Origin of the sequence: Myxococcus sp. AB025B (assembly GCF_006518215.1) — a bacterium.
Classification (GTDB): Bacteria; Myxococcota; Myxococcia; order Myxococcales; family Myxococcaceae; genus Myxococcus; species Myxococcus fulvus.
In genome coordinates this window covers 1-11,399 of sequence record NZ_SRLW01000318.1, presented here as the reverse complement: position 1 = coordinate 11,399, position 11,399 = coordinate 1, and the positions used below count along the sequence as shown (strand labels likewise).

At 70.9% G+C, this 11,399-nt stretch carries 3 protein-coding genes; all 3 read left to right on the top strand.

Annotated features, from left to right (window positions below; genetic code table 11):
* Nucleotides 1-3,037: type I polyketide synthase (locus FL311_RS35650; RefSeq protein ID WP_141332147.1), on the top strand; the 3,037-nt coding region annotated here is incomplete at its 5' end.
* A 46-nt stretch (nucleotides 3,038-3,083) separates the two neighbouring features.
* The gene (locus FL311_RS35645) at nucleotides 3,084-9,317 is read left to right on the top strand and encodes a type I polyketide synthase (protein WP_228557304.1); all 6,234 of its coding nucleotides are present in this window, start codon (nucleotides 3,084-3,086) and stop codon (nucleotides 9,315-9,317) included.
* 4 nt (nucleotides 9,318-9,321) lie between these two features.
* On the top strand, nucleotides 9,322-11,399 hold a 2,078-nt coding region (locus FL311_RS35640; RefSeq protein WP_255510389.1), incomplete at its 3' end, for a type I polyketide synthase.

Sequence of the window (11,399 nt, the reverse complement as noted above, 5' to 3'; positions counted from 1 at the left end):
GTGGGTGGGGAGCCTGAGGCCCGGGAGCAGCGACTGGGAGATGCTGCTGGGGAGCGCGGCGAAGCTGTACGTGAAGGGCGTGGAGGTGGACTGGGCGGGGGTGGACAAGGGGTATGCGCGCCGAAGGGTGGCGCTGCCGACGTATCCCTTCCAGCGTGAGCGCTACTGGGTCGAGCGTCCTCGTGAGAGTGCTCGCGCCGCGACGCCGAGCTCGGGTGGCGCGGGGTTGTTGGGTCGACGCCTCCGCTCTCCCGCGCTCACGCAGACGGTCTTCGAGTCGTCGGTGGGCACCGGCGCGATGCAGTTCCTCGCCGAGCACCAGGTGCTCGGCGCGACCGTGCTGCCGGCCACGGTCTACATGGAGCTGGCGCGAGCCGCGGCCGTCGAGCTCCTGGGTGCTGGTGCGCATCCGGTGGACGGACTGCTCATCCACGATGCGCTCGTCCTGCGTGGTGCCGCCGAGCGAGTCCTCCAGCTCGTCGTGTCTCCGAGCGGTGATGACACGTACACCTTCCAGCTCTTCAGCGCGGAAGACGAGGGCTCCCGAGGCGCGAAGGCGCCGAGCTGGACCCTGCACGCGTCGGGGAGTCTCGCCAGGGCGCGAGCCGAGGTCGTCACCCCCGAGCCACGCGCACTCTCGGAGCTGCAGGCGCGGTGTCCCACGGAGGTCCCCGCGGCGAAGCTCCATGCGCACTTCGACGCACGCGGCATCCACTACGGCCCGGCCTTCAAGGGCCTCGAGCGCATCCGCCTGGGACGAGGCGAAGCGCTGGGCCAGGTGCGACGGCCCGAAACGCTGACCGCGGAGACGTGGAGTGCGCCACTGCACCCCGCGATGCTCGATGCGTGTCTCCAGGTCTGCGGCGCCCTCTTCCTGGGCGAAGGCCGCGACACCCCCGAGGACGTGCTCGTCCTTCCCGTCGGGTTGGAGCGGCTCGTGGTCTGGAGCGAGCCGGGGACGACGTGTTGGAGCCATGTCTCGATGCGGGCGGGCAGCACGTCGACCGGGGATGTCCGCATCCTCGACGAGGCTGGACGGGTGTGCGTCGAGCTGGTGGGGCTGCGCTTCCAACAGGTGAGCCGCTCCGCGCTGCGGCGGATTCTCGGCACGGGGCGGGACTGGACCTACGAACTCGCCTGGGAGCCTCGCTCCTTGACGGCGCTCCCGGACGGGGCGACCTCGGGTGGTACCTGGGTGCTGCTCGCGGATGGGGGCGGTCTGGCGGACGAACTCGCGAAGTCGCTGGAGGCGCGGGGCGCTCGCTGCGTCCGGGTCCTCGCGGGGAGCACCTACGAGGCGCGTGAGGGTGGGACGTACGCGGTCGACCCGACCCGGGCCGAGGACTTCTCGCGCCTGCTCCAGGACCTCACCGCCACGGGGGGCGAGCCGTGTCGGGGCATCGTGCACCTGTGGGGGCTCGGGGGCGGGCTGTCCGCGCCGTCGACCCAGGACCTGGCCTGCATGGGTGCGCTCCATCTGGTCCAGGCGTTGAGCCGTGGTGGAGGTACGCCGCCGCCTCGCCTGTGGCTGGTGACGCGCGGCACCCAGCGCACGGGGCACGAGACGGCGCCTCCCTCATTGGCCCATGCGGCGCTCTGGGGATTGGGCCGCACGCTCGCGGTGGAGCATCCGGAGTCCTGGGGGGCGCTCATCGACCTGGATGGCGACTCGCGCGACGAGGACCTCCGCTCCCTGCTGGACGAGCTGCTGCGGACTCCCGAGGGAGAGCAGGTCGCCATCAGGCGCGGACGGCGGTACGTGGCCCGCCTCGTGCGCGGTGAGGTGTCCTCACGCACGACGCCTTCCGTGGCACAGCTCCGACAGGATGCGACCTACCTCATCACGGGCGGCCTGGGCGCCCTGGGCCTCCACGTGGCCCGGTGGATGGTGGGGCGCGGCGCACGCCACCTGGTGTTGATGGGGCGCAACGAGGCGAGCCCCGAGGCAGAGGCGACGCTGCGGTCGCTTCGGTCGGCAGGGGCGCGAATCGAGTGCGTGCGAGGGGACGTCTCGCGGCCCGAGGACGTCGCTCGGACGCTGGCCACCCTCTCCGGCGACGCGCCACCGCTGCGCGGCGTGATGCACGTCGCCGGTGTGGTGGAGGACGGGACGCTCCTTCACCAGGACTGGGCCCGCTTCGAGCGCGTGCTCGCACCCAAGCAGCGCGGAAGCTGGAACCTCCACCAGCAGACGCTGGAGCTGCCGCTCGACTTCTTCGTGATGTTCTCGTCCTCCGCCTCGTTGCTGGGGGCCGCGGGGCAGGGCAACTACGCCGCCGCGAACGCGTTCATGGATGCGCTCGCGCACCACCGTCGCGCGCTCGGACTGAGCGCGGTGAGCATCAACTGGGGCCCCTGGAGTGGCGGCGGAATGGCGGCGGCCCTCGATGTGCCGGAGGCGCGGCGCTGGTTCGAGTGGATTGAACCGGAGCAGGGGCTGGAGCTGCTGGGACAGGTGATGGATTCGGGCCGCGCGCAGGTCGCGGTGCTGCCCATCGAATGGCCCCGGTACCTGCAACGCTTCGGAGAGGTCGGCGCGCCGAAGGTCCTATCGGGTCTGCTCGACGAGGCTCGGGCGGGCATGCCCCGCGCGCAGGCGTCGCCGATGCGGGCGCGGCTGAAGGGGCTGCCACGAGGTCGTCAGCAGGAGCTGCTGCTCGAGCACGTGCACCAGCAGGTCGCCCAGGTGCTGGGCTGGGATGCCTCCGCGCCGAGGTCGGGGGACTTGCGGCTGTTCGACTCGGGCCTGGATTCGCTCATGGCCGTCGAGCTGAAGAACCGTCTCCAGGCGAGCCTGGGCCTCGAGCGCCCCCTGGCGGCCACGCTGGTGTTCGAGCACCCCAGCATCGAGTCGCTGGTCGAGCACCTGGCGCTCGAGGTCTTCGAACTGGGCCCCCTCGTCCCCACCCCGCAGGCAGCGCCGGTGGAGGACACGGGCCCGACGTTGGCGGAGCTGGAGCGGCGCCCCGAGGAGGAGCTGGGGTCGCTGCTCGACGAGAAGCTCGCGGCTCTCGAGAAGCTGATGGGTGAGAGCTAGTCCCCCCGCGGTTGCCTGCCCCGACGTTCATGAGAGAGGCACGACGATGAGCAGCCCCTTGGACCCGCACGAGAACAGTGCACGCCTGGCTCGCGCCCTGGTCGCACTGGAGAAGATGCAAGCGCGGCTGGAGGCGAGCGAGCGCGAGAAGCGTGAGCCCATCGCCATCATCGGCATGGGGTGCCGTTTCCCTGGCGGCGCGAACCACCCCGAGGCGCTCTGGGAGCTGCTGCGTGGCGGCGGTGACGCCATCGTCGAGGTGCCTCCCGACCGGTGGGCCATCGACGACTACTACGACCCGGACCCCGCGGCGGAAGGGAAGATGTACACGCGCTGGGGGGGCTTCCTGAAGGGAGTCCGGCTCGATGAGCTGGATGCCCGGTTCTACGGCATCGCGCCTCGCGAGGCGGCGAGCATGGACCCCCAGCAGCGGTTGATGCTGGAGGTGACGTGGGAGGCGCTCGCCAACGCGGGGCAGGTGCAGGAGCGCATCGCGAACAGCCTCACCGGGGTGTTCGTCGGGGTGATGCTCAACGACTACGCCCAGCTCCAGGCGCAGCAGGCGGACCCGGCGCTGATGGACGCGTATCTGGCGTTCGGCAACGACTCCAGCTTCATGGCCGGGCGCATCTCGTACATCCTCGGCGCCCAGGGGCCGAGCATGGCGGTGAACACCGCCTGCTCCTCCTCGCTCGTGACGGTGCAGCTGGCCTGTCAGAGCCTGCGCGCTCGCGAGAGCAACATGGCCATCGCGGGGGGCGTGAGCGTCATCCTGGCCCCGGACGGGCACATCGTCTCGTCGCGGCTCCGTTCCCAGTCTCCGACGGGGCGGTGCAGGACGTTCGACGCCGCGGCCGACGGCTACGTGCGGGGCGAGGGCTGCGGTGTCGTGGTGCTCAAGCGGCTCTCCGACGCGCTCGCGGACAAGGACCCGGTGCTGGCCGTCATCCGAGGCGGCGCGGTCAATCACGACGGTCCCAGTGGTGGCCTCACGGTGCCGAGCGGTCCCGCGCAGGAGGCGGTGATTCGCCGGGCGCTGGCCAACGCGGGCGTGGAGCCCGCGCAGGTGGACTACGTCGAGGCGCACGGGACGGGGACACCGCTCGGCGACCCGATAGAGGTGCGCGCGCTGCAGAAGGTGTTCGCCCCGGGGCGGGACGCCTCACGGCCCCTCGGCCTGGGCTCCATCAAGACGAACGTCGGGCACCTGGAGGCCGCGGCTGGAATCGCCGGATTGATGAAGGTGGTGCTGATGCTCCAGCACCGCGAGATTCCGCCCCACCTCCACCTGGCGCGGCCCACCACCGCCATCCCCTGGAGCGAGGTGCCCATCTCCATCCCCACCCGCCTCCGTCCCTGGGACAAGGCGTCCGGCAGGCGCGTGGCGGGCGTCAGCTCCTTCGGGCTGAGCGGCATCAACGCGCACCTGCTCGTCGAAGAGGCGCCGGAGCGGGAGTCCGCGCGTCCGACCGAGTCGCCCGAGCGCCCCGCCCACCTGCTGCCGCTGTCCGCTCGCGACGAGAACGCGCTCCAGCAGCTCGCCCGTGAGTACCAGACCTGGCTGGCCGGAGCGCCGGGGCGACTGGCGGACATCTGTTACACGGCGAGCGCGCGACGCAGCCACCATGAGCACCGGCTCGCGGTAGTGGGGCGCACGCGCAAGCAGCTGGCGGAGCACCTGGGGGCCTTCCTCCGAGGCGAGCCGGTTCCGGCGGTCTCCCATCGGCGGGCCTCGCCCCGTCGGCCGAAGGTGGTGTTCGTCTTCTCGGGACAGGGCTCCCAGTGGCCCACGATGGCGCGGGAGCTGCTCCGGGTGTCCCCGGTGTTCCGCGCCACGCTGGAGGACTGCGAGCGGGCCATGCGAGCGCACGGGGACCTCGCCCTGCTGGCGTTGCTGGAGAAGAAGGACGACGCCTCGTGGATGGAGGACATCGGTGTCATCCAGCCGATGTTGTTCGCCATCTCGGTGGCGCTCGCCGCGCAGTGGCGCGCCTGGGGCATCCATCCGGACGCGGTGGTGGGCCACAGCATGGGCGAGGTGGCCGCGGCCTGCGTGGCGGGCGTGCTCACCCTGGAGGACGCGGCGCGGGTCATCTGCCGCCGGAGCGCGCTGCTCCGCCGCGTCCGGGGGCAGGGCGGCATGGCGCTCGTGGGGCTCTCGCTCGAGCAGTCGCGGGCCGTGCTCGCGGGCTTCGAGGACCGGCTCTCCATCGCGGCGAGCAATGGTCCGACGACGACGGTGCTGGCGGGAGACTCCGTGGCCTTGCAGGAGGTCATGGAGCGGCTGCGGACCCGCAACGTCTTCTGTCGGGCCATCAAGGTGGATGTCGCCTCCCACTCACCCCAGGTGGACTCGCTGCTCCCGGAGCTGCGCGAGGCGCTCGATGGGCTCCAGCCCCGCGCGGCGAACCTGCCCGTGTACTCCACCGTGACCGGAGGACTGACGGACGGGACGGACTGGGATGCGAGCTACTGGCAGCGCAACCTGCGTGAGCCGGTCCTGTTCTCTCCGGTCATCGAGCAGCTGCTCGCCAGCCCGCACCAGGTCTTCGTCGAGCTGAGCCCTCATCCCATCCTGACGCAGTCCATCGAGCGCATCGTCGGAGCGTCGCGCACGGAGGGGCTGGTGCTGCCCTCGCTGCGCAGGGACGAGGGGGAGCTGGAGGTCCTGTTGCAGTCGCTCGGCGCGCTCCACACGGCGGGGCATCCCATCGACTGGCGCGCGGTGTATCCGGAGCCGGGTGAGTGCACGCCCCTGCCGGGCTACCCCTGGCAGCGCTCCCGCTTCTGGCTGGAGCCGCGCCCCGCCGCGCTCCGGAACGTGGCGCGCCCCGTCGACTCCCGTCCGGAGGTGATGGAGGTGCCCTCGGACACGGTGAAGTCCGAGCACGCCGACGGCACGCCGTCCCGCTTCTACGACGACTCCGTGGAGCGGGAGCGGGTGCTCGCGCCCGACGAGGTCTACCTGACCTTCGGCATCCAGCGTCGACCGGTGCCGGGCTTCTCGTGGCTGCTGAGCGTCTACGGACTCCCGGAGCGACCGGAGCACACGGAGTTGCTGTTGGAGGGGCAGCGTGGGCTCCGCTCCGTGTTGTTCCGAGGCGTCCGTTGGTCCTCGGTGCGCAAGGTGCTCGACTTCGGCTGCGGGTACGCCTCGGACCTCATCTCGCTGGCGCGGAAGTTCCCGCACCTGCGGCTGGATGGTTACACCATCTCCGCGGAGCAGGCGGCCATCGACGGCGAGCGGGTGCGGGCGCGTGGGCTCCAGGAGCGCGTCCGCGTCTTCGCGCGTGACAGCGCGAAGGATGCCTTCCCGGACCGCTACGACGTGGCCTTCGGGTTCGAGGTCGCGACCCACGTCGCGGACAAGAAGGCGCTGTTCGCGAACCTCTCCCGGAGCCTCCACAACGGAGGCTTCCTGTTGCTCGCCGACTTCGTCGCCAATGGCGTGTCGGCCATCAACGTCGAGGAGACCGCGTCGTACAACGTCAACGCGGAGGAGTGGGCGGAGTTGCTGGCGCGCCACCGCTTCCGGCTGGTGGAGGGCGTGGACATCAGCCGGGAGGCCGCGTGCTTCCTCGAGGACCCGGGGTTCGACCGTCACCTGGAGGTCGTGGCGGAGCGGTTCAAGCTCAGTGACCTGGTGAAGCGGAACTTCGATGCCATGCGCAACTTCGGCAAGGCGCTCGACAAGGGGTTGATGAGCTATGCGTTGCTCGTCGCCCAGAAGGATGAGCACGCGGGGGCGCCGTACCTGGCGCGGGTGAACCGCGCGAAGCTGGCGTCGCTGACCCCGTTCACCGCGTTCGAGGACGCGGGGGCCTGGGCGGCGCCCGCCGAGGACTCCGAGCTGGAGGGGCTGGCGCCGCTCGCTTCACGCGAGTGGGTCTACGAGGTGACGTGGCCCCAGAAGCCGCGCGTGTTGAAGTCCGAGACGCAGCGGAAGGGTGAGGCCGTAGGCCGGTGGTTGATTCTCTGTGACCGCACGGGAACGGGGGAGGCGCTGGCCGCGCGCCTGCGAGCCCGGGGCGAGCACTGCACGCTGCTGTTCGCGGAGCCCGGTGCGCAGGGCCTCGGAGCGGACGGGGCGCGCGTCGATTCGACGGACCCGGCCAAGAGTCAGCGGACGCTCGGAGCGGACGGGGCGCGTGTCGAGCCGAGGGACCCGGCCAAGAGTCAGCGGACGCTCGGAGCGGACGGGGCGCGTGTCGAGCCGACGGACCCGGCCAAGAGTCAGCGGACGCTCGGAGCGGACGGGGCGCGTGTCGAGCCGACGGACCCGGCCAAGAGTCAGCGGACGCTCGGAGCGGACGGGGCGCGCGTCGAGCCGACGGACCCGGCCAAGAGTCAGCGGACGCTCGGAGCGGACGGGGCGCGCGTCGGTTCGACGGACCCGGCCAAGAGTCAGCGGACGCTCGGAGCGGACGGGGCGCGCGTCGAGTCGACGGACCCGGCCAAGCGTCAGCGGACGCTCGGAGCCGATGCGGCGCGGGTCGACCCGACGGACCTCGCGGATTGGCAGCGGGTGCTGGAGAAGCTGGCCTCGGAGGGCGGCGGCCCCTTCCGCGGTGTGGTGCACCTGTGGAACCTCGACCTCGGCGGCATGGCGCCGGACGCGACGACGCTGGGGCTCGGCTGCGGAAGCCTGCTGACGCTGGTGCAGCGGCTGGGCGGAGGCGTGGGCGCGAACACGCGGCTGTGGTGGGTCACGCGAGGCGCGCAGTCCGTCGGCGACGGAGGTCCCATCTCCGTAACGCAGTCACCCATCTGGGGCGCGGGTCGGGTGCTCGCACTGGAGCACCCCGAGCTGTGGGGTGGGCTCGTGGACCTATCGACATCGCCGGACGCACAAGAGGTCGACGCGCTCTGCGAGGAGCTGTGCGAGTCGGACGGCGAGGACCAGCTCGCCCTGCGCGGGAAGACGCGGCACGTGGCCCGACTCGTCCGTGGCGAGCTTCCTCCGGCGGGCAAGTCACCCTGGCGGGGCGATGGGGCGTACCTCATCACCGGAGGTCTGGGAGGACTGGGGCTCCAGGTCGCGAAGTCACTGGTGGCCCACGGCGCCCGGCACCTGCTCCTCTCAGGTCGCACCGAACTCCCCGCCCCGAGCGACTGGGCATCGCTCCCGTCGGACAGCCCGCTCACATCGCAGGTCAAGGCACTGCGCGAACTCCAGGCACAAGGGGCATCGGTTCGATACGTGCGGTGCGACGTCGGTGAGCCGGACCAGGTGCGCGCGCTCATCGATGCATGCGGGCAGGGCCCCATTCCGCTCGTGGGCATCTTCCACGCGGCGGGTGTCTCGGCGCACCGCGCGCTGAAGGAGACGGGCCCGGAGGTGCTCTCGTCCGTCTTCCATCCCAAGGCGATGGGCGCCTGGAATCTCCACGAACTCACCCGTCACCTCCCACTCCACTGCTTCGTCCTGTTCTCCTCGGCGTCCTCTGTGTGGGGCTCGCAAGGGATGGCCGCGTATGCGGCGGCGAACCACTTCCTCGACGCCCTCGCGCACCACCGCAAGTCCCAGGGACTGGCGGCGACGTGCATCAACTGGGGCCGCTGGAGTGAAGGCGGGATGGCGGGCTCCGAGGAGGCTCAGCGCTTCTTCTCGCAGGTGGGCCTGGAGGCGATGCCGACCGAGGCGGCGCTCACGTTGCTGGAGCGCCTGGTGGGCGCGGGCGTCACCCAGCGGACGGTGGCGTCGGTGGACTGGAGCCGCTTCAAGCCGCTGCAGGAGGCTCGGCGACACCGCCCTCTGCTCGAGCACATCTCCGTGGGGGTGCCGGCCCCGAAGGCCCCCCTGGAGCAGGGCTCGGTCACCTCCGAGCTGCTGCGCCGTCTGGAGGAGGCGCCCCTGGGACGCCGCCGCAACGTGCTGCAGGACTTCGTGCGCGGCGAGGCCTCGCGGGTCCTGGGCGCCGAGCCCTCCTCCCTGACGCCGGGGCAGGGCTTCTTCCAGATGGGCATGAACTCGCTCATGTCCGTCGAGCTGAAGAACCACCTGGAGCGGAGCCTCCGACACAAGCTCCCGTCCACGCTCGCGTTCGATTATCCGACGGTGGCGGAGCTGACCGACTTCCTGGCGAAGGAGGTCCCCGCGCTCGCGGTGCTCCTTCCCGCTCGGCCCGAGGTGGCGCTCGCCGACGCCGCTGTCGCCGACGTGGACCCGTTGTTGAAGGACGAAGCCATCTTCGAACTGCTGAGTGAAGCAGAGCGGTTGTCGGAGACCGCGCTGCAATCACTTGCACAGTCTTTCCCTGGTGAGGGCTCAAATGAGTGACGTCATGGAGAAGTTGGTGCGTGGTCTCTCCCCCGAGAAGCGGGTGAACCTCGCCAGGATGCTCCTTCGCTCGGTGGGCGAGAGCGTCCCGGAGAAGAAGACGGCGGAGCCCATCGCCATCATCGGAATCGGCTGCCGGTTCCCGGGCGGCGTGAGTGACGCGGACTCCTTCTGGCGGATGTTGCGAGCGGGCACGGACGCGGTGGGCGAGGTGCCGCCGAGCCGCTGGGACATCGACGCGTACTACGACGCCGACCCCTCCAAGCCCGGGAAGATGTACACGCGCAACGGCGCGTTCCTGGAGGGCGTGGACCTGTTCGACCCGTACTTCTTCGGGATTCCTCCGCGCTCGGCGGTGAACATGGACCCCCAGCACCGGCTGCTGCTGGAGGTGGCCTGGGAGGCGCTGGAGCACGCGGGCATCGCGCCCCAGAGCCTCGCGGGCAGCAAGACAGGGGTGTTCATCGGCGGCGCCACCGGCGACTACACCCAGCTCATCCAGGGCAAGGGCGCCGAGAGCATCGATGCGAGCTACCTCACGGGCAGCCTGCTCACGTTCGCCACGGGGCGGCTGTCCCACTTCTTCGACCTGCAGGGGCCGAGCCTCGGCGTGGACACCGCCTGTTCCTCGTCACTCGTCGCGGTCCACCTGGCGTGTCAGAGCCTGCGCTCGGGGGAGAGCTCGCTGTCGCTCGTGGGCGGCGTGAACCTCATCCTGACGCCGCAGGGCACCATCACCACCTGCAAGGCGCGGATGCTCGCGGTGGATGGGCGCTGCAAGACGTTCGACGCCGCGGCGGATGGCTACGGCCGGGGCGAGGGCTGCGGCATGGTCGTGCTCAAGCGGCTCTCGGATGCGCAAGCGGATGGAGACCAGGTCCTGGCCGTCATCCGTGGCACCGCGGTGAACCAGGATGGGCACAGCAGTGACTTGACGGTGCCCAACGGGCTCGCGCAGCAGGCGGTCATTCGTCAGGCGCTGGCGGACGCGGGCCTGGACCCGAGGCAGGTGGGCTACGTGGAGGCGCACGGCACCGGCACGTCGCTGGGAGACCCCATCGAGCTGCGCGCGCTGGGGGCGGTGTTCGGCGAGAAGCGAGACGGCGCCGCGGCCCTCCAGGTCGGCTCGGTGAAGACGAACATCGGTCACCTCGAGTACGCGGCGGGCATCGCGGGGCTCATCAAGCTCGTGCTCTCGTTGAAGCACGGCGAGGTGCCCGCGCATCTGCACTTCAAGCGCGGCAACCCGTACATCCCCTGGAACGAACTCCCGGTGGAGATTCCCACCCAGCTTGTGCCGTGGACCGCGCGGGACGGGAAGCGCGTGGGTGGCGTGAGCTCATTCGGCGCCAGCGGGACGAACGCGCACGTGGTGCTGGAAGAGGCGCCGGAGGTGGAGAGGAAGGGTGGGGCGGAGAGGCCGAGGCACGTGCTGGCGCTGTCAGCGAGGAGCGAGAAGGCACTGAGGGAGCTTGCGGGCCGGTACGCGAAGGGGCTGGGAGAAGAGGTGGGGGACGCGTGCTTCACGGCGAACACGGGGCGAGGACGCTTCGCGCACCGGGTGGCGGTGGTGGGGAGGACGGGAGAGGAGTTGAGGGAGGAGCTTGCGAGGTACGCGAGTGGTGGGGTGGTGGAGAAGGGAGCGGAGGGGCAGGCGAGGAAGGCGGAGGAGGTGGTGCTGCTCTTCACGGGGCAGGGAGTGCAGCACGAGGGGATGGGGAGGGAGCTGTACGAGACGAGTGAGACGTTCCGGGAAGTGATGAAGCGGTGCGACGAGGTGGTGAAGGGGGAGTTGGGGGAGTCGCTGGTGGAGGTCTTGTACGGAGGGAAGGGGGCGCTGCTGGAGAGGAGCAGCGTGTCGCAGGCGGCGCTGTTCAGCGTGGAGTACGCGCTGTCGGAGGTGTGGAGGGAGTGGGGAGTGAAGCCGGCGGCGGTAATGGGGCACAGCCTGGGTGAGTACGTGGCGGCGTGCGTGGCGGGGGTGTTCAGCCTGGAGGAGGGGCTGAAGCTGGTGATGGAGCGAGGGAGGTTGATGGAGGGGCTGGAGGGGGAAGGGAAGATGGTGGCGGTGCTGGCGAGCGA